At 69.7% G+C, this 18338-nt stretch carries 18 protein-coding genes; 9 read left to right on the forward strand and 9 right to left on the reverse strand.

Annotation, left to right across the window (positions count from 1 at the left end; genetic code table 11):
• The first annotated feature begins 260 nt into the window (after window positions 1-260).
• Window positions 261-989: a transglycosylase SLT domain-containing protein gene (locus ABZX79_RS27270; RefSeq protein WP_355263007.1), complete on the forward strand. Its 729-nt coding sequence runs from the start codon at window positions 261-263 to the stop codon at window positions 987-989.
• 85 nt (window positions 990-1074) lie between these two features.
• Here ABZX79_RS27270 and ABZX79_RS27275 read toward each other — a convergent pair whose 3' ends face one another.
• Window positions 1075-3672, reverse strand: a complete 2598-nt coding sequence (locus ABZX79_RS27275) for an FHA domain-containing protein (protein WP_355263010.1) — start codon at window positions 3670-3672, stop codon at window positions 1075-1077.
• A 245-nt stretch (window positions 3673-3917) separates the two neighbouring features.
• Here ABZX79_RS27275 and ABZX79_RS27280 point away from each other — a divergent pair, with 245 nt between their 5' ends.
• The gene (locus ABZX79_RS27280) at window positions 3918-5603 is read left to right on the forward strand and encodes a streptophobe family protein (RefSeq protein ID WP_355263013.1); all 1686 of its coding nucleotides are present in this window, start codon (window positions 3918-3920) and stop codon (window positions 5601-5603) included.
• Between the two features lie 326 nt (window positions 5604-5929).
• Window positions 5930-7156, forward strand: a complete 1227-nt coding sequence (serB, locus tag ABZX79_RS27285; RefSeq protein WP_355263016.1) for a phosphoserine phosphatase SerB — start codon at window positions 5930-5932, stop codon at window positions 7154-7156.
• Between the two features lie 66 nt (window positions 7157-7222).
• Here the strand turns inward: serB and ABZX79_RS27290 are convergent, their stop codons facing one another.
• The 4 genes from ABZX79_RS27290 to ABZX79_RS27305 form a co-directional block, all read right to left on the reverse strand.
• Complete coding sequence (locus ABZX79_RS27290; protein WP_355263019.1) at window positions 7223-7741, reverse strand: histidine phosphatase family protein; 519 nt, start codon at window positions 7739-7741, stop codon at window positions 7223-7225.
• A gap of 93 nt (window positions 7742-7834) precedes the next feature.
• The gene (locus tag ABZX79_RS27295; protein ID WP_355263022.1) at window positions 7835-8047 is read right to left on the reverse strand and encodes a hypothetical protein; all 213 of its coding nucleotides are present in this window, start codon (window positions 8045-8047) and stop codon (window positions 7835-7837) included.
• A gap of 138 nt (window positions 8048-8185) precedes the next feature.
• A complete protein-coding gene (locus ABZX79_RS27300; protein ID WP_251060054.1) occupies window positions 8186-8302 on the reverse strand; it encodes an SGM_5486 family transporter-associated protein in 117 nt (38 codons plus the stop codon).
• A gap of 42 nt (window positions 8303-8344) precedes the next feature.
• Entirely contained in the window at window positions 8345-9637 is a 1293-nt protein-coding gene (locus tag ABZX79_RS27305) for an MFS transporter (protein ID WP_355263026.1), read from the reverse strand.
• Between the two features lie 74 nt (window positions 9638-9711).
• On the opposite strand from ABZX79_RS27305, the gene ABZX79_RS27310 reads away from it, so the two are divergent.
• The gene (locus ABZX79_RS27310) at window positions 9712-10386 is read left to right on the forward strand and encodes a FadR/GntR family transcriptional regulator (RefSeq protein WP_355263029.1); all 675 of its coding nucleotides are present in this window, start codon (window positions 9712-9714) and stop codon (window positions 10384-10386) included.
• Window positions 10387-10421: 35 nt separating this feature from the next.
• On the opposite strand, the gene ABZX79_RS27315 is transcribed toward ABZX79_RS27310, so the two are convergent.
• The 3 genes from ABZX79_RS27315 to fabG all read right to left on the reverse strand — a co-directional run bounded on the left by ABZX79_RS27315 (window position 10422) and on the right by fabG (window position 12491).
• Window positions 10422-10790 carry a hypothetical protein gene (locus ABZX79_RS27315; RefSeq protein WP_355263032.1) on the reverse strand — a complete coding sequence of 123 codons (369 nt, stop codon included), beginning with the start codon at window positions 10788-10790 and terminating at the stop codon, window positions 10422-10424.
• A gap of 209 nt (window positions 10791-10999) precedes the next feature.
• On the reverse strand, window positions 11000-11767 hold the full coding sequence (gene fabI / locus ABZX79_RS27320) for an enoyl-ACP reductase FabI (RefSeq protein WP_355263035.1): 768 nt from the start codon (window positions 11765-11767) through the stop codon (window positions 11000-11002).
• Between the two features lie 4 nt (window positions 11768-11771).
• The gene (gene fabG, locus ABZX79_RS27325; protein WP_355263038.1) at window positions 11772-12491 is read right to left on the reverse strand and encodes a 3-oxoacyl-[acyl-carrier-protein] reductase; all 720 of its coding nucleotides are present in this window, start codon (window positions 12489-12491) and stop codon (window positions 11772-11774) included.
• Between the two features lie 183 nt (window positions 12492-12674).
• Here fabG and ABZX79_RS27330 point away from each other — a divergent pair, with 183 nt between their 5' ends.
• From ABZX79_RS27330 to tyrS, 3 genes are all read left to right on the forward strand, one after another.
• On the forward strand, window positions 12675-14198 hold the full coding sequence (locus ABZX79_RS27330; RefSeq protein ID WP_355263041.1) for a TldD/PmbA family protein: 1524 nt from the start codon (window positions 12675-12677) through the stop codon (window positions 14196-14198).
• On the forward strand, window positions 14195-15586 hold the full coding sequence (locus ABZX79_RS27335; RefSeq protein WP_355263044.1) for a metallopeptidase TldD-related protein: 1392 nt from the start codon (window positions 14195-14197) through the stop codon (window positions 15584-15586). Before ABZX79_RS27330 ends, ABZX79_RS27335 begins: the two co-directional genes overlap by 4 nt.
• Window positions 15587-15658: 72 nt before the next feature.
• The gene (tyrS, locus tag ABZX79_RS27340) at window positions 15659-16927 is read left to right on the forward strand and encodes a tyrosine--tRNA ligase (RefSeq protein ID WP_355263047.1); all 1269 of its coding nucleotides are present in this window, start codon (window positions 15659-15661) and stop codon (window positions 16925-16927) included.
• Window positions 16928-17021: 94 nt separating this feature from the next.
• Here the strand turns inward: tyrS and ABZX79_RS27345 are convergent, their stop codons facing one another.
• On the reverse strand, window positions 17022-17300 hold the full coding sequence (locus ABZX79_RS27345; protein ID WP_355263050.1) for a GlsB/YeaQ/YmgE family stress response membrane protein: 279 nt from the start codon (window positions 17298-17300) through the stop codon (window positions 17022-17024).
• A 221-nt stretch (window positions 17301-17521) separates the two neighbouring features.
• Here ABZX79_RS27345 and ABZX79_RS27350 point away from each other — a divergent pair, with 221 nt between their 5' ends.
• A complete protein-coding gene (locus ABZX79_RS27350; protein ID WP_355263053.1) occupies window positions 17522-17893 on the forward strand; it encodes a DUF3099 domain-containing protein in 372 nt (123 codons plus the stop codon).
• A 183-nt stretch (window positions 17894-18076) separates the two neighbouring features.
• On the forward strand, window positions 18077-18337 hold the full coding sequence (locus tag ABZX79_RS27355) for a hypothetical protein (protein ID WP_355263056.1): 261 nt from the start codon (window positions 18077-18079) through the stop codon (window positions 18335-18337).
• The last annotated feature ends 1 nt before the right edge of the window (window position 18338 follow it).

The raw sequence follows: 18338 nt of genomic DNA on the forward strand, positions 1-18338 counted from the left end.
ATCGCAGGAGCAACTATTGGTGAGTTTGTTACGTGCCCGATGTGAGCCCGCGCATAGGACACACGTCACTTACGAAGGGCCGTAGTTGATGAATAAGGGCCGTATGGGCTGGGTATCGCCCCGCGCCCGGCACTTGTGCGAGGGCATACGTCCACTACCGGGGATCGTACGTCACACCTTTGCCACAGGATTTTGCGGACGCTAACAATGGCTGCCGTCGCGGACTCCGCGGCTTCCGCTATTCGAAGAGGTACGTCTGCATGTCCGCGTCTCGCACCCCTGGCTATAGCCGCCTGAACAAGAACCACAAGTTCTCGATCGCTGGTGTCGCCGCTCTCGGCGCCGCCGCCCTCACGTTCTCGCTCGTCCCCAGCAACGCGTCGGCCGAGGCCGACACGCACGCTGTCGACGCCGTCGCCCCGGTGGCGTGGGCCGCGGCCGCCGACAGCGCCCAGGCCAAGACAGTGCACACGAGCATCACGCAGCAGCAGGTCGGCGCCGACAAGGTGGCCAAGGCTGTGGCCGAGGCTCGGGCGAAGGCAGACGCCAAGGCCGAGGCTGCCGCCAAGGCGAAGGCCGCAGCCGACGCGAAGGCCAAGGCCGAGGCCAAGAAGCGCGCCGACGAGCGTGCGGCCGCGAGCCGCGCCGCCGCGCGCAAGCCGGTCTTCGCGAACAACCTCGACGGCTGGATCCGTGAGGCGATGTCCATCATGAAGAAGCACAACATCCCCGGCTCGTACGAGGGCATCCACCGCAACATCATCCGCGAGTCCGCCGGTGACCCGCGCGCGATCAACAACTGGGACATCAACGCCATCAACGGCATCCCGTCCAAGGGGCTGCTCCAGGTCATCAAGCCGACCTTCGACGCGTACCACGTCCCCGGCACGAAGCACGACCAGTACGACCCGGTCGCCAACATCGTCGCCGCCTGCAACTACGCGGCCGACCGCTACGGCTCCATGGACAACGTCAACAGCGCCTACTGAGCCTGACGTCCGAGAGTGCGCGAAAGGGCGGCACCCCCGTGGGGTGCCGCCCTTCGGCGTGTCCGGTGCCCGGTGCCCGGCGCCGTTACTTGCGCATGACTTCCGGCTCGTGGCGGCGCAGCAGGCGCACCACCAGGAGGCCGCAGAGGACGCCGATGCCGAGCAGTACGCCCATGTCGAGCACCCACTGGCCGGCGCTGTGGTCCCACAGCCCGTCGAGGTTGAGCGGGTCCCACGGCATGGTGACGTTGAGCTGCGCCGTGGTGCCGAGCGCCGCGACGGCCCAGCGTGACGGCATCAGCCAGGCGACCTGCTCGATGCCGGGGCTGTCGTGGAGCTGGAAGAGGACTCCGGTGAAAACGACCTGGATGATCGCGAACATGACCAGCAGCGGCATGGTCTTCTCCGCGGTCTTCACCAGGGCGGAGATGATCAGGCCGAACATCATCGAGGTGAATCCGAGCGCGCTGATGACGATCGTCATCTCGACAACCGGATACTCCTCGAAGATCACGCCCTCGGTCGGCAGCTTCGAGCGGGCGCCGAAACCGATCGCCGCGATGATCACGCCCTGGAGGGCGGTGATGAACCCGAGGACGATGACCTTGGACATGAGGTACGCCGAGCGGGACAGGCCGGTGGCCCTTTCGCGCTCGTAGATGACCCGTTCCTTGATCAGCTCACGCACGGAGTTGGCGGCGCCGGAGAAGCACGCGCCGACCGCGAGGATCAGCAGGATCGTGCCGACGTCCTTGTTGACGAGGCGGTTCTTCTCGGGGCCGAAGCCCAGGCCGCTGTCCGCCGGGATGACGGTGCTGACGATGCCGAGGACGGCGGGGAGGATCAGCATGAGGCCGATGAAGCCCTTGTCGGACACGATGACCGACACATAGCGGCGGATCAGGGTCCACAGCTGGGAGCCCCAGCTCTGCGGCTTGGGCGGGCGCATCTGCTGCGCGGGCGGCATGTGTACGGGCTGCGCGGCGACGGCGTCGATGTCCGCGGCGTACATCTGGTAGTGCTGGGAGCCGCGCCAGCGGCCCGCCCAGTCGTAGTCGCGGTAGTTCTCGAAGGCGGAGAAGACGTCGGCCCAGGTGCTGTAGCCGAAGAAGTTGAGGGCCTCCTCGGGCGGGCCGAAGTAGGCGACGGAACCGCCGGGTGCCATGACGAGGAGCTTGTCGCAGATCGCCAGCTCGGCCACGGAGTGCGTGACGACGAGGACCGTACGGCCGTCGTCGGCGAGGCCGCGCAGCAGCTGCATGACGTCGCGGTCCATGCCCGGGTCGAGGCCGGAGGTCGGCTCGTCGAGGAAGATCAGCGACGGCTTGGTCAGCAGCTCCAGGGCCACCGAGACGCGCTTGCGCTGGCCACCGGAGAGGGAGGTGACCTTCTTCTCCTTGTGGATGTCCAGCTTGAGCTCGCCGAGGACCTCGTTGATGCGCTGCTCGCGCTCGGCCTCCGTGGTGTCCGCGGGGAAGCGGAGCTTGGCGGCGTACTTGAGGGCCTTCTTGACGGTCAGTTCCTTGTGCAGGATGTCGTCCTGCGGGACCAGACCGATGCGCTGGCGGAGCTCGGCGAACTGCTTGTAGAGATTGCGGTTGTCGTAGAGAACGTCGCCCTGGTTGGCGGGCCGGTAGCCGGTGAGCGCCTTGAGCAGGGTGGACTTGCCGGAGCCGGACGGGCCGATGACCGCGATGAGCGACTTCTCCGGTACGCCGAAGGAGACGTCCTTGAGGATCTGCTTGCCGCCGTCGACCGTGACCGTGAGGTGGCGGGCGGAGAAGGAGACCTCGCCGGTGTCGACGAACTCTTCGAGCCGGTCGCCGACCAGGCGGAAGGTGGAGTGGCCTACGCCGACGATGTCGGCCGGGCCCAGCAGCGCGGTGCCGGACTTGGGGATGGGCTGGCCGTTGACGTACGTGCCGTTGTGGCTGCCGAGGTCGCGGATCTGGAACCGGCCGTCGGGGGTGGCGGTGAACTCGGCGTGGAGGCGGGAGACCTGGAGGTCGGAGACGACCAGCTCGTTCTCCAGCGCACGGCCGATCCGCATCACGCGGCCCATGGCCACGTGGTGGAACGTCGTCGGGCTGCGGTCGCCGTACACCGGCGGAGCCCCCGCGACACCGCCGGCCGGGGCGCCGCCCTGGCCTCCTTGCTGGTGGGGCACCTGCGGCTGGTGGGGCGCCGGCTGCCATGCCTGCTGGGGCTGTTGGGGCTGGTGCGGCTGCTGGTGGTTTTGTTGCTTTTGCGCCGCGTCCTGCGGCTGGTGCGGTGCCTGGGCTGCCCAGCCGGGCGCGCCCTGCTGGTGCGGTGCCGGCTGCTGTGGCTGAGGCGCCTGCTGATGCGGTGCCTGCTGGTGGGCAGTCATGGCGCCCTGCCCGCTGGGCACCCCCGCGCCGGACAGGCTCAGCCGCGGGCCGTCGGTGGCGTTGCCCAGGTGCACGGCGGAGCCGGGGCCGATCTCCATCTGGTGGATCCGCTGGCCCTGCACGTACGTGCCGTTGGTGCTGCCGTGGTCCTCGATGACCCAACTGCGGCCGCCCCAGCTGACGGTGGCATGCCGCCACGAGACCCTGGCGTCGTCGATCACCAGATCACCCTGCGGATCACGCCCGAGGGTGTACGACCGGGACGGATCGAGCGTCCAGGTCCTTCCATTCAATTCCAGTACGAGTTCCGGCACTCCGCGCCCCACTAGTTGTCCCCCGAGTTACCCCCGTCGCAGGGAGTCTAGGGATGCTGAACATCGGGAGGAACTATTTCAGGCCCAGTCCCGAATTAGAAAGTCGAGCCCTGTGAAGACCGCGCAGGGGCTGCCCGTTGACGCGGGAGAAATACCTCCGGAGAGTGGTAAGCACGCATGAGTACGTACGGATCATGTGCGAATAGAACAACTTAGGACAGTTCAGCACGGATCGGGGGGCCCTGATGAGTGCGAGCGGCAATGGCGGCGTGCGGTGGGGCGATGTACTGCTCGCCTCTGTTGCCGCGGTGAGCTGGGCGTTGGTGGGCATGGCCGGCGTGGCTTCGCTCGGGCTTCATCTGCTGGGGGCGGATTCGGCGGGGTCGCTGGGGCCGATGACGGCGGCTGTTGTGGTGCTGGGGGCGGGTGGTTCGGTCAGTCCGTCCGGCGATGTCTCGGCGTTCGGTCTCGACGGCGCGGAGGCGACGACCGCCGTCGACATCACGCCACTTGGAGTGGGGCTGGCCGGTGCGCTCCTCCTGTCGTTCTTCTTCCTGCGGTCCTTGCGTGGCGCGGGGAAAGTGATCTCCGGGGGCGAACTGGCCGCCAGGGCGGGAGCGGTGGCGGTGTTGTTCGTCGCCACGATGGGCGGGCTCGCCTGGGCGGGGCACGACGTCATCACCATCGACGGGGATGCGCTCGGAGCCGGGGCGGGGTCCGGGCTCGGCGAGGTGCCGGGCAGTGACGCTCCCGGTGGGATCGGCGAGCTGCTGCCCGACGGGCTCGGGGACATCGGCGGGCTGCTGCCCGACCGGCTGGCCGACCTCGCGGGCGCGAAGGCGTCGGTCGGCTTCAGCGTCAACACCGGCGAGTCGCTGGTGGGCGCGGCGTGCTGGGTGCTCGGGGTACTGGTCGTCGCGCTGCTCGCGTCGCGTCGTACGCCGCTGCCGCGCGGGTGGGACGCGGTGCACCGGGTCGTACGGCCGGCCGTGTCCGCTCTGGTCACGGTGCTCGTGGTCGCGGTTCTCGCGGGGTTCGCCGCGGCGGCGTACGCGGCGGCCGGGGAGGTCGGGGAGGTCGGGGACCTCGGGGGCGACCATCCGAAGCGGATCGCTGGTGCGGCGCTGCTCGGCGCACCCAACGGGGTGTGGCTGGGGATCCCGCTCGGGCTGCTCGTGCCGTGGGACGGGCGGGCGACGGGCGGGCTGGCGAAGGTGCTGCCGGATCCGCTGGATGAGCTGTTGCGGGTGAACGCCGCGGAGCCGGTGACGCTGGGGAGGCTGGCGGGGCTGGACGGGCGGGTGTGGCTGCTGGGCGTCGCGGTCGCGGTGATGATGCTGTACGCCGGGGTGCTCACGGCGGCGCGGACGCCTCGGGGGCGCGGCGCGCCCCTTTCGGTGCTGGGGTTCGCGGGGCGGTGCGCGGTGCGGCTGGGGGTGGCGACGGGGGTCGCGCTGCCGCTGCTGGTGTGGCTGACCGACGTATCGGCTGATGCGTCGCTGTCGGTGCTGGGGTTCGACGCGTTCGGCGCGGGGATCGAGCTGCACGGGAGCGTGCCGATGGCGTTACTGCTGGGTGCGGCGTGGGGGGCGGGGGCGGGGGGCTTGGGGGCGCTGCTGGCGTGTGCGTTTGGGGCGGCGGGGAGTCGGGTGGCTGCGCTCGCTGTGGGGGGTGGTGGGGTGGGTGGTGCGGGTGGGAGGACGTATCCGGATCTGGCTTATGTGCCGGGGCCGTATCGGCCGTCCCCCGCGTATCGGCCGTCGCACCGGGATACGAATCCTTATCTGCGGGCGCCGGAGGATGTGCATGGGGCGCCGACTGTGGTGGGGCCGGTGGTTCCGCCGCCGGGGCCTCGGGCGCGGCCGGGGCCTGCGCCCGCTCCTCCGGAGGAGGGGCCTCCGCCGCCGGGGCCGCCGAGCTGGCGGGGGTGACCGTCCCTGCGGGGCTTTCCCCTACCCGCCCCTTCCCGAACTGGGGCGCTGCCCCAGACCCCGGTCCTCAAACGCCGGACGGGCTGAAGTGGCCAGGGGGTGGCAACGGGGCTCCGCCCCAGACCCCGCTTCTCAAATGCCGGAGGGGCCGAAGTGGCCAGGGGGTGGGCACCTGGGGCTCCGCCCCAGACCCCGCTCCTCAAGCGCCGGAGGGGCTGGATTTGCCGGGTGAGGTGGGATCGGGAACGGCGGGGGAGCCGGTGGCGTGTCCGGTCCTCGGGACAGGAGGTGAGCGGGGGCAGGGGGCCCGATACGGTAGAGGCATCATGAGCGCTTCTCAGCCCAGTCAGCCCAGTCAGTCCCCTGACGCTGCCCCCACCCTTCTCGTCAAGATCTTCGGGAAGGACCGCCCCGGCATCACCGCCGGGCTCTTCGACACGCTTGCCGCCTACTCCGTCGACGTCGTCGACATCGAGCAGGTCGTCACCCGTGGCCGCATCGTCCTGTGCGCCCTCGTCACCGAGCCCACCGTGAGCACCGCCGGTGAGCTGCGTGCCACCGTGCACAGCTGGGCCGACTCCCTCCGGCTCCAGGCCGAGATCATCTCGGGTACGGGCGACAACCGGCCGCGCGGCAGTGGGCGTTCGCACGTGACCGTGCTCGGGCACCCCCTCACCGCGCAGTCGACCGCCGCCATAGCGGCCACGATCACCTCGACCGGCGGCAACATCGACCGCATCTTCCGGCTGGCCAAGTACCCGGTCACCGCAGTGGAGTTCGCCGTATCCGGTACGGAGACCGAGCCCCTGCGCACCGCGCTCGCGCTGGAGGCGGCCGAGCTCGGGATCGATGTGGCCGTGGTGTCGGCGGGGCTGCACCGGCGCGCCCAGCGCCTTGTTGTGATGGACGTCGATTCCACGCTCATCCAGGACGAGGTCATCGAGCTCTTCGCCGCGCACGCCGGCTGCGAGGACAAGGTCGCCGAGGTGACAGCCCAGGCGATGCGCGGCGAGCTGGACTTCGAGCAGTCGCTGCACGCGCGCGTCGCGCTGCTCGCCGGGCTCGACGCCGATGTCGTGGACAAGGTCCGGGAGGAGGTGCGGCTCACGCCCGGGGCGCGCACTCTGATCCGTACACTCAAGCGGCTCGGCTACCAAGTGGGCGTCGTCTCCGGCGGGTTCACGCAAGTCACGGACGACCTGAAGGAGCGGCTCGGGCTGGACTTCGCGTCCGCCAATACGCTGGAGATCGTCGACGGAAAGCTCACCGGCCGCGTCATCGGCGAGGTCGTGGACCGTGCGGGCAAGGCCCGGCTGCTGCGCCGCTTCGCCGCCGAGGCGGGCGTACCGCTCGCCCAGACCGTCGCGATCGGCGACGGCGCCAATGATCTCGACATGCTGAACACGGCCGGCCTCGGTGTCGCCTTCAACGCCAAGCCCGTCGTGCGCGAGGCCGCCGACACCGCCGTGAATGTGCCGTTCCTGGACACCGTGCTGTATCTGCTCGGCATCACCCGGGAAGAGGTCGAGGCTGCCGACGGGCTCACAGAGTGAGTGCGTGAGTGCGTGAGTACGTCTGGGCCCCGGTGCGGATCGCACCGGGGCCTTTTTCGTACGTACTCAGTCGTGTGGGGCCCAGTAGTCGACCAGCTTGCCCACGCCGTGCTCCACGGACTTCCAGGAGCCGTTGAAGCCGACGATCGCGAACGACGCGGTCGGGAAGCCGCTCTTGGTCATCCGGGCCATCGCGTCACCCTCGCTGCTGCCCGAGAGCGCGTCGGCGGCCGCGTGAATGCTGGGGTTGTGTCCGATGACGAGGAGGTCGTTCACCTCGTCCGGGGTCTCGTTCAGGAGCGCGAGGAGGTCACCGAGAGTGGCTTCGTACAGCCGCTCCTCGTAGACGGTCTTGGGACGCTGCGGCAGTTCGTGCACGGCCAGCTTCCAGGTCTCGCGGGTCCTGGCCGCGGTCGAGCAAAGAGCCAGGTCGAAGGTGATGCCCGTGTCCGCCAGCCGGTGGCCGGCAACCGGGGCGTCCTTGCGGCCGCGGTCGGCGAGCGGCCGATCGTGGTCGGACACTTGCGGCCAGTCGGCCTTCGCATGCCGGAGTAGGACGATCCTGCGGGGTGTATCGACGCTCATGCATCCCAGCTTCGCACGAATCGCGCCACGGGGCGCAGGGTGTTGGCGGGCTCCCCCAGCACGGGTGAATGGGGTTCCGGCGACCAGCGGGACCTAGTGGGACAGGGCCTGCTGGATGCGTTCCACGAGGTACGCGACCGTCGGATCGCCGGTCGCCGCGTGCGCCTCGCCCGGCCCCGCGATCAGGAGCAGCAGGACGGCGAAAGCGAGGGCGGGGAGTGCGACGGCCCACCACGGGAGGCGGATGCCGACGCCGGAGGGCCCGGCAACCGGGGTGTGGGTCCGGGGGTGCGCGCGGGCCGCCATGACCGCCTCCGTTTTACTGTTCGACTGATGTACGTCGAACCTACGGAGTGCGCGCGCGGGAACCCATCCGGTGACCCACCCACTTCACCCTGACCCTGGCCCCCTAGGGGATGGTGGGGCCAGCCCCACCATCGCCGCTTACGGGGAGGCCAGCGTCGCGATGATCGAGATGATGACCGTGATGGCCATCATCGAGCCGAGCACGAGCAGCAGCTTCTTCTGGCCGTTCTGGGGATTGGGGTCGAGTACAGGCATACGGCCAGTCTCGCACCCTTTGTACGCCCGGCTCCGGCCGGGTCAGCGCAGCTCGTCCTCGATCGTGCGGTTGCGCCCGGCCAGCACGCCGACCACGATCTGCGGCACCATCAGGCCCGCCATGAGGCCGATCGGCAGGCCCCAGCTGCCGCTGTGCTGGTAGAGCACGCCGACCAGCAGCGGCCCCGGGATCGAGAACAGGTAGCCGGTGCTCTGGGCGAACGCGGAGAGGCGGACGACGCCCGCGCCGCTCCTGGCCCGCATGCCGATCATGGTCAGGGCCAGCGGGAAGGCGCAGTTGGAGACGCCGAGCAGCAGGGCCCACGCCCAGGCGCCGGAGGCGGGGGCGACGTAAAGGCCGGCGTAACCCATGAGGCCGCATAGGCCGAGGACGACGACGATCGGGCCCTGGCTACGCATGCGGGAGGCGACGCGCGGGATGACGAACGCGAGCGGTATGCCCATCGCCATGGTCACGGCGAGCAGCACACCGGCCGTGCCGGCGGAGACTCCCGCGTCGCGGAAGATCTGCGGCATCCAGCCCATGGTGATGTACGCCGCGGTGGCCTGGAGGCCGAAGAAGCAGGCGAGCGCCCAGGCCGTACGGCTGCGGGTGATGCTGAAGGTGGGGGCCGGGGCGCCGCTCCCCTGCTCCTGGGCGGCGGGGGTGTGCTTCTTGGGCGACCGGGTGCTGGGGTGGCGGGTCAGGACCAGCCACGGCAGTACGGCGACGGCGGCCAGGGTGCCCCACACCGCGAGGCCGGTCTGCCAACTGCCGCCCAGCGCGTGCGTCATGGGGACCGTGGCGGCCGCGGCGAGCGCGGTGCCGAGTGCGAGGGCCATCGAGTAGAGGCCGGTCATCTGGCCGACGCGGTCGGGGAACCAGCGCTTGACGATGACCGGCATCAGGATGTTGCTCACGGCGATGCCCATGAGCGCGAGCGCGCTGGCCGCGAGGAATCCGGCCGTGCCGCCCAGGTAGGGGCGGATGAGCAGGCCGAGCGCGATGGCCGCCATGCCCGCGCAGACGATCGCGCCGGGGCCGAAGCGGCGGGCGAGCCGGGGTGCGGTGAGGCCGAAGACGGCGAAGCAGAGCGGCGGTACGGAGGTCAGGAGGCCGGCCACGCTGCCGCTCATGCCGAGGTCGGTGCGGACCTCTTCGAGGAGCGGACCGAGGCTGGTGATGGCCGGGCGGAGATTGAGCGCCGCCAGGACGAGTCCGAGGATCACGAGCCGGGTCACCCAGACCGACCGCGAGCTTGGCTCCTCCTGTGGTACGGAGGCTGCTGGGGCTGCGGGGAAGGGGCTCAGGGCTCGGGTCTCGTCTTGGGCCATGGGACCATCATAGAATCATGGGATGATTGGTTGTCCAATCGGTTGTCCAATCCTGAACTAGGAGCACGAGCACCATGGCGCTGACCTCTCCCCGGCGTTCGGCTCTCGCCGATCAGGTGATCACTGAGCTGCGCAACCAGATCACCTCGGGCGAGTGGCCGGTGGGGTCGCGCATCCCGACCGAGCCCGAGCTGGTCGAGCAGCTGGGCGTGGCCCGCAACACCGTCCGGGAGGCGGTGCGCGCGCTGGCGCACAACGGGCTGCTGGACATCCGGCAGGGATCCGGTACGTACGTCATCGCCACCAGCGAGCTGGCCGGCGTCATGCACCGCCGGTTCGCGGGCGCCGACCCGCGCCATATCGCGGAGCTGCGTTCGACCCTGGAGTCGTCGGCGGCCCGGCTGGCGGCGGAGCGGCGTACCGAGCGTGATGTGCGGCAGCTGGACGCGGTGCTCGCGCGGCGCGAGGAGGCGTGGGCCTCGGGCGACGCGGAGCTGTTCGTCCGCGCGGACGCGACGCTGCACCTGGCGGTGGTCGCCGCCTCGCACAATGACGTGCTCATCGGGCTCTACGCCGACCTCGGCGACCTGCTGCGCGACTGGCTGCGCGACGACGTGGGGCAGGAGCTGCGCCCCGAGGACCACATGGATCACGGGCGGCTGATCGAGGCGATCCGGGCGCGGGACGCGGAGACGGCGGCCACCGAGGCGGCGGGCTACTCGCTCAAGTGCCTCGGGGACCGGGTGTAGCCCCGTACGGGCTGCATAACGGCCCGTACGCGGCGCTACATCCGGTGGTGGCTGACCCAGGCCGCTCGGACTTCCTTCCAGCAGCGGTCGGTCAGCCGCACTGTCTGCGCCGGACCGACCTCGACGGGTGAGCCGTCCGCGTCGATGTCCCACCAGCGGTCGCATTCGGTGTGCAGCTGGACCAGGTCGGACTCGGGGAACGGGTTGTGGCAGTACGCGACGACACGCGAGCCCTCGATGGTCGTCCGGCAGGTGGAACCGAAAAGCGTGACCTTCTCGGCGACCTTCTTTGTGGGCCTTTGCTCGGGATCCGCTGCTCGCTGGGCAACGGCTGGGGCAGCGATTCCGGCCACTGCGACCGAGGCCAGCACGAATGCTGCCGCTCGACGGTTCGACGGGCGCACATGCGCCACCTCCTCCCCACAGAGCGCCGGGTATGTCCCGGTTCCCTCAGTCTGAGGGGAGTAGCCCGTCTTTTCGACTTGAAGCGACGGATCACGCACAGAGGGTGGACAGGCTCCCTGCGTACATCGCCCTGCGGGCGAGCCGCAGCGCACGGAAGCCGCGCGCCGTCTGCTGGACGGTCGCGCGGCTTCGTGAGGGCTGTGCGGGGTTACGCGCCGATTGCGTGCAGGCCGCCGTCGACGTGGACGATCTCACCGGTCGTCATCGGGAACCAGTCGGAGAGCAGCGCGACGACGCCGCGGCCGGCCGGCTCCGGGTCGGACATGTCCCACTTCAGCGGGGAGCGGTTGTCCCAGACGCTCGCGAGTTCCGCGAAGCCGGGGATGGACTTGGCGGCCATGGAGCCGATCGGTCCGGCGGAGATGAGGTTGCACCGGATGTTGTCCGGGCCCAGGTCGCGGGCGAGGTAGCGGGAGGTGGCCTCCAGCGCGGCCTTGGCGGGGCCCATCCAGTCGTACTGCGGCCAGGCGAACTGGGCGTCGAAGGTGAGGCCGACGACCGAGCTGCCGCTGCCCATCAGCGGGCGGCACGCCATGGTGAGCGACTTCAGCGAGAACGCCGAGACGTGCATCGCGGTGGCGACGGACTCGAAGGGCGTGTTGAGGAAGTTGCCGCCGAGCGCGTCCTGAGGCGCGAAGCCGATGGAGTGGACGACGCCGTCGAGGCCGCCGAGCTCCGCGCGGACCAGGCCTTCCAGCCGGTCCAGGTGCTCGGTGTTCGTGACGTCCAGCTCGATGACCTTGGCCGGCTTCGGCAGCTTCCGCGCGATGCGCTCGGTCAGCGTGGGGCGGGGAAAGGCGGTCAGGATGACTTCGGCACCCTGCTCCTGGGCCATCTTGGCGGTGTGGAAGGCGATGGAGGACTCCATCAGCACACCCGTGATGAGGATGCGCTTGCCGTCGAGAATTCCACTCATGTGATCAGTGACCCATGCCCAATCCGCCGTCAACCGGGATGACGGCTCCAGTGATGTACGACGCGTCGTCGGAGGAGAGGAAGCGCACGGCGGCGGCGATCTCCTCCGGCTGCGCGTAACGGCCGAGCGGCACCTGGGCGACGATGCCCTTGCGCTGCTCGTCCGTGAGCACGCCGGTCATGTCGGTGTCGACAAACCCGGGCGCGACGACGTTGAAGGTGATGTTGCGCGAGCCCAGCTCACGGGCGAGGGAACGCGCGAAGCCGACCAGACCGGCCTTGGACGCGGCGTAGTTCGCCTGCCCGGCCGAGCCGAGGAGTCCGACGACGGAGGAGATCAGTACGACCCTCCCCTTCTTGGCGCGCAGCATGCCGCGGTTGGCGCGCTTGACGACCCGGAAGGTGCCGGTGAGGTTGGTGTCGAGGACGGACGTGAAGTCCTCCTCGGACATGCGCATGAGGAGCTGGTCCTTGGTGACGCCGGCGTTGGCCACCAGCACCTCCACGGGACCGTGCTTCTCCTCGATCTCCTTGTAGGCCTGCTCCACCTGCTCCGTGTCGGTGATGTCGCACTTGACGGCGAGGCAACCGAGTTCGGTGAGGGCGGCCGGCGGTTCGCCGGAACGGTACGTGAACGCGACCTTGTCGCCGGCGTCGGCGAAAGCGCGGGCGATGGCGAGGCCGATGCCCCGGTTTCCTCCGGTGACGAGAACCGAGCGGCTCAACGGATCACCCTTTCGATAGCGGTCTGGTACTGACCGAAACTATCGGTACCGGACCACGTACGGAGAATCGACCCCTGACAGCGCCACGGAGAAGTCGCTGTCGGGTCTCTACAGAAAGCGGTGGGCAACGGGCAGCCGGGCGCGACATGATCTGAGGGACCGGTCCCGACGACAGGAGTCTCTGTGCCTCATTCCATCGACGAAGCGTTCACGGCGCTGCCGTTGCGCGCGCTCGCCGACGCGGCGCTCGCGCGTGCCCGGGCGCTGGGCGCCGACCATGCCGATTTCCGCTTCGAGCGGGTGCGCAGCGCGGCGTGGCGGCTGCGTGACGCCAAACCGTCGGGTTCCTCCGACACCACTGACCTCGGGTATGCGGTACGGGTCGTGCACGGCGGCAGCTGGGGGTTCGCGTCCGGGGTGGACCTCAGCATGGACGCCGCCGCGCGGGTGGCGGGGCAGGCCGTGGCGATGGCCAAGCTGTCAGCGAAGGTGATCAAGGCGGCCGGGTCCGACGAGCGGGTGGAGCTGGCCGACGAGCCGGTGCACGCGGACCGGACGTGGGTCTCGTCGTACGACATCAATCCCTTTGACGTGGCGGACGAGGAGAAGTCGGGGCTGCTCGCGGACTGGAGCGCGCGGCTGCTGGCGGCCGACGGCGTCGCGCATGTGGACGCCTCGCTGCTGACCGTGCAGGAGAACAAGTTCTACGCGGACACCGCCGGCACCGTCACCACCCAGCAGCGGGTGCGGCTGCATCCGCAGCTCACCGCGGTCGCGGTGGACGCGACGAGTGGTGAGTTCGACTCGATGCGGACGATCGCGCCGCCGGTCGGGCGGGGGTGGGAGTACCTGCTCGGGACGGGGTGGGACTGGGACGGCGAGCTGGAGCGGATTCCGTCGCTGCTCGCCGAGAAGATGCGCGCGCCGGGTGTGGAGTCGGGGACGTACGACCTGGTGGTGGACCCCTCCAATTTGTGGCTGACCATCCATGAGTCGATCGGGCACGCGACCGAGCTGGACCGTGCGCTGGGGTACGAGGCGGCGTACGCCGGGACCTCCTTCGCCACCTTCGACCAGCTGGGGAAGCTGGCGTACGGGTCGTCGATCATGAATGTGACGGGTGACAGGACCGCCGAGCACGGGCTCGCCACGGTGGGGTACGACGACGAGGGTGTCGAGGCGCAGTCCTGGGACCTGATCAAGGACGGCACGCTCACCGGCTACCAGCTGGACCGGCGCATCGCGAAGCTGACGGGGCTCGGGCGCTCGAACGGCTGCGCGTACGCCGACTCGCCCGGGCACGTGCCGGTGCAGCGGATGGCCAATGTGTCGCTGAAGCCTGATCCGGGCGGGCTCTCGACCGAGGACCTGATCGGGGGCGTCGAGCGCGGTATCTACGTGGTCGGGGACCGGTCGTGGTCCATTGACATGCAGCGTTACAACTTCCAGTTCACCGGGCAGCGCTTCTTCCGGATCGAGAACGGGCGGCTCGCGGGCCAGCTGCGCGACGTCGCGTACCAGGCGACGACCACCGAGTTCTGGGGCTCGATGACCGCGGTCGGCGGCCCGCAGACGTACGTCCTGGGCGGCGCCTTCAACTGCGGCAAGGCCCAGCCGGGCCAGGTCGCGGCCGTCTCGCACGGGTGTCCTTCGGCTCTCTTCCGCGGGGTCAACATCCTCAACACGACGCAGGAGGCCGGTCGATGAGCCGCACAGCCAAGCCGTACGAGATCGTCGAGCGGGCGCTGGAGCTGTCCACGGCCGACGGCTGCGTCGTCATCGCCGACGAGAATTCCTCCGCCAATCTGCGCTGGGCGGGCAACGCGCTGACGACCAACGGCGTCACTCGCGGGCGCACCCTCACCGTCATCGCGACCGTCGACGGTACGGAAGGGACCGCGTCCGGGGTGGTGTCGCGGTCTGCCGTGACCGCTGATGATCTTGAGCCGCTGGTACAGGCCGCCGAAGCCGCGGCACGTGGCGCCGGGCCGGCGGAGGACGCCCAGCCGCTGGTGTCCGGGGTGCCGGACTCCCCGGACTTCAGGGACGCGCCCGCCGAGACCTCCTCCAGCGTCTTCACCGACTTCGCGCCCGCACTCGGCGAGGCCTTCGCCCGCGCCGGCGCCGGGGGCCGCGAGCTGTACGGCTTCGCGAACCACGAGATGACGTCGACCTACCTCGGTACGTCGACGGGTCTGCGCCTGCGGCACGACCAGCCCAACGGCACGCTGGAGATCAACGCCAAGTCACCGGACCGTACGCGCTCCGCCTGGGCCGGGTACTCCACGCGGGACTTCAAGGACGTGGACCCGGCGGCCGTCGACGCCGATCTGGCCACGCGGCTCGGCTGGGCCGAGCGTCTGATCGAGCTCCCGGCGGGGCGGTACGAGACGCTGCTGCCGCCCACCGCCGTCGCCGACCTGCTGATTTATCAAATGTGGTCGTCGGCGGCCCGGGACGCCGCGGAGGGGCGGACGGTGTTCAGCAAGCCCGGCGGAGGGACTCGGGTGGGGGAGACATTGTCCGAGCTGCCGCTGACGCTGCGCAGCGACCCGAACGAGCCCGGGCTGGAGTCGGCGCCCTTCGTCGTCGCACACTCCTCGGGGGACGACTCGTCCGTCTTCGACAACGGGCTGCCGCTCTCCCCGACGGACTGGATGCGGGACGGCAGGCTGGAGCGGCTGATCTCGACGCGGCACAGCGCGGGGCTGACCGGGCTGCCGGTGGCCCCGGGGATCGGCAATCTCATCCTCGACGGCGGGGGCGAGCGGTCGCTGGAGGAGATGGTGGCCGGTACCGAGCGCGGGCTGCTGCTGACCTGCCTCTGGTACATCCGCGAGGTCGACCCGGCGACGCTGCTGCTGACGGGACTGACCCGGGACGGCGTCTACCTCGTCGAGAACGGCGAGGTCGTCGGCCAGGTGAACAACTTCCGGTTCAACGAGTCGCCGGTCGACCTGCTGTCGCGGGCCGCCGAGGCCGGGCGAGTGGAGAAAACACTGCCGCGTGAGTGGGGCGACTGGTTCACCCGGGCCTCGATGCCCGCGCTGCGCATCCCGGACTTCAATATGAGTTCGGTCAGTAAGGGCGTATGACGCCCATAGACTGGCCGAGAGCAATCCTCAGCGTTCAAACACTGTTCACATCGTTCAAGGAGACTCAAGACCGTGACGGACATCGTCGACGAGCTGAAGTGGCGCGGGCTGTTCGCCCAGTCCACTGACGAGGACGCACTGCGTAAGGCGCTCGCGGACGGTCCGGTCACGTTCTATTGCGGCTTCGACCCGACAGCGGCCAGCCTGCACGTGGGGCACTTGGTGCAGGTCCTCACCGTGCGCCGGCTCCAGCAGGCCGGGCACCGGCCGATCGCCCTGGTGGGCGGGGCCACCGGCCAGATCGGTGACCCGCGGCCGACCGCGGAGCGCACGCTGAACGACCCGGAGACGATCGCGAACTGGGTGACGCGGCTGCGCGGCCAGATCGAGCCCTTCCTGTCCTTCGAGGGGCCGAACGCGGCCGTCATGGTCAACAACCTGGACTGGACCGCGGGCATGTCCGCGATCGAGTTCCTGCGGGACATCGGCAAGCACTTCCGCGTCAGCAAGATGCTCGCGAAGGACTCCGTCGCCCGGCGGCTGGAGTCCGACCAGGGCATCAGCTACACGGAGTTCAGCTACCAGCTGCTTCAGGGCATGGACTTCCTGGAGTTGTACCGGCGCTACGGCTGCACGCTCCAGCAGGGCGGCAGCGACCAGTGGGGCAACCTCACGGCGGGTCTCGACCTGATCCACCGCCTGGAGCCGCACGCGAACGTGCACGCGCTGGCGACGCCGCTGATGGTCAAGGCGGACGGGACCAAGTTCGGCAAGTCCGAGAGCGGCGCCGTCTGGCTCGACCCGGAGATGACCACGCCGTACGCGTTCTACCAGTTCTGGCTGAACGTGGACGACCGGGACATCGCGCCGTACATGCGCATCCTCAGCTTCAAGAGCCGCACCGAGCTCGAAGAGCTGGAGAAGCTGACGGAGGAGCGGCCTCAGGCCCGCGCCGCCCAGCGTGCGCTGGCCGAGGAGCTGACGACGCTGGTGCACGGCGCCGAGCAGTGCGCGGCGGTCATCGCGGCGTCGAAGGCGCTGTTCGGGCAGGGCGAGCTCGCCGGTCTGGACGCGGCGACGCTGGCCGCTTCGCTGTCCGAGCTGCCGCACGCCAAGGTCGCGGAGCTCGGGTCCGTCGTGGACCTCTTCGTGGAGGTCGGGCTGGCCCCGAGCAAGTCGGCCGCCCGGCGCACGGTCAAGGAGGGCGGGGCCTACGTGAACAACGTCAAGGTCGCCGACGAGGACGCCGTACCGGCGCCCGACGACCTGCTGCACGGCCGCTGGCTGGTGCTGCGGCGGGGCAAGAAGAACCTGGCGGCGATCGAGGTCGCGGCCGGCTGAGTCGCTTACGCGCCCAGAAGCGGCCGGGAGCGTGGGATTCCACGCCCGGCCGCTTCTCTTTGCCCATATGGCTGTACGTACAGGCGCACGTCGCTCAGGTCGTCCGGCGTCTCTTGCCCTTCATCGATGCCCACAGCATGTCGCCGACTCCGACGATCACGATGGCGCCGATCAGCTGCAGCAGATGCCGGATCCAGTCGATCCCCTTGGTGTCGTCGACGCCGATGCCCGCGGCGACAGAGTTGCCGACGATGCTGCCGAGGATGCCGAACACCACCGTCAGCCACAGCGGGATCTGCTGCTTGCCGGGGATGATCGCCTTGGCGAGCAGACCGAGGACCAGACCCACGATGATTGCCCACAACCAACTCATGTCGCCTCCTCATCGGCGCGGTGTGCGCATGTGTTGCCCAGTCTCGGGCGGTCGCCCGTACAGCGCATGCCGGACACCGCCATACGTGATCCGGCGGTGGGCGTGCGCGCAGGTACGCGCAGGTAAGGGATGCCCCGATCTCGAACGCGGCGGACCCTCGGCGTACCGTGGAAGGCGTCCGGTCAGGGAGCGTCCGGCGCGGAATCGGGTGGTGGAACGTGATGCGGAAGCACAGCGGAACCGAGGTCTTCCGGATCACCGGAGCCCGGCAGGGGCTGGCCGACGATGTGCGCCGCCGGCAGCGCCGGTATGTGATCTCGATGTCGATACGGACGGTCGCCGTGATCCTGGCCGCGGTCCTGTGGGACGTGCAGCGGCACGTCGCGATCGTGGCCCTGGCTCTGGGCCTTCTCCTCCCGTACATCGCCGTGGTCATCGCCAACGGTGGCCGGGAGAGGCCTTCGCTGCCCTCGGCCTACATTCCGACGCCCGTCCGCCCGGCCCTGGAGCGCCCCGCCGAACCGGCCGCCGACGAACCGGCTCCGGAGGCCTCGGGACCGGGCCGTGAACAACAGGCGCATGAACAGAGTTGATCCCGCCCGGTCTGCAAAGCTCAATAAAAGCTCAGATCAATCATGAAGTTCCGGTGCACCACACCCCGTGTCGCGTGACATACTTCGTAGGCGCTCCGCATCCCCCGTCGGAGCGACGGACCGACGCCGGGCAGCTCCCCCCGTGGCTGCTCGGCGTCGCCTTTTTGACCTAGGGTTGAGTGCGTGAACTCCCCTGATTCCCTTCTTTTTCCCGGTTCGTCCGATGTCGGCGCCACCGTCTGCTCCGCCAAGGGCTGCCGCTCCGCCGCCGTGTGGGTTCTCGCCTGGAACAACCCGAAGCTGCACACGCCGGAGCGCCGCAAGACGTGGCTCGCGTGCGACGAGCACCGGGAGCACCTGTCCCAATTCCTCGGCGTGCGCGGCTTCCTGAAGGACGTCGTGACGCTGGAGGAGTGGGAGGGTTCCGTCGCCGGAGGCGACTAAT

It is taken from the genome of Streptomyces sp. NPDC002994 (assembly GCF_040611155.1).
In the GTDB taxonomy this organism is placed as follows: Bacteria; Actinomycetota; Actinomycetes; order Streptomycetales; family Streptomycetaceae; genus Streptomyces.

Coding starts and splice junctions, on each gene's coding strand:
- ABZX79_RS27270 (WP_355263007.1), top strand. CDS start 261: ATGTCCGCGTCTCGCACCCCTGGCTATAGCCGCCTGAACAAGAACCAC.
- ABZX79_RS27345 (WP_355263050.1), bottom strand. CDS start 17,300: ATGAGTTGGTTGTGGGCAATCATCGTGGGTCTGGTCCTCGGTCTGCTC.
- ABZX79_RS27305 (WP_355263026.1), bottom strand. CDS start 9,637: ATGGCCCAAGACGAGACCCGAGCCCTGAGCCCCTTCCCCGCAGCCCCA.
- ABZX79_RS27300 (WP_251060054.1), bottom strand. CDS start 8,302: ATGCCTGTACTCGACCCCAATCCCCAGAACGGCCAGAAGAAGCTGCTG.
- ABZX79_RS27310 (WP_355263029.1), top strand. CDS start 9,712: ATGGCGCTGACCTCTCCCCGGCGTTCGGCTCTCGCCGATCAGGTGATC.
- ABZX79_RS27350 (WP_355263053.1), top strand. CDS start 17,522: ATGCGGAAGCACAGCGGAACCGAGGTCTTCCGGATCACCGGAGCCCGG.
- ABZX79_RS27290 (WP_355263019.1), bottom strand. CDS start 7,741: ATGAGCGTCGATACACCCCGCAGGATCGTCCTACTCCGGCATGCGAAG.
- ABZX79_RS27295 (WP_355263022.1), bottom strand. CDS start 8,047: ATGGCGGCCCGCGCGCACCCCCGGACCCACACCCCGGTTGCCGGGCCC.
- serB (WP_355263016.1), top strand. CDS start 5,930: ATGAGCGCTTCTCAGCCCAGTCAGCCCAGTCAGTCCCCTGACGCTGCC.
- ABZX79_RS27280 (WP_355263013.1), top strand. CDS start 3,918: ATGAGTGCGAGCGGCAATGGCGGCGTGCGGTGGGGCGATGTACTGCTC.
- ABZX79_RS27335 (WP_355263044.1), top strand. CDS start 14,195: ATGAGCCGCACAGCCAAGCCGTACGAGATCGTCGAGCGGGCGCTGGAG.
- fabI (WP_355263035.1), bottom strand. CDS start 11,767: ATGAGTGGAATTCTCGACGGCAAGCGCATCCTCATCACGGGTGTGCTG.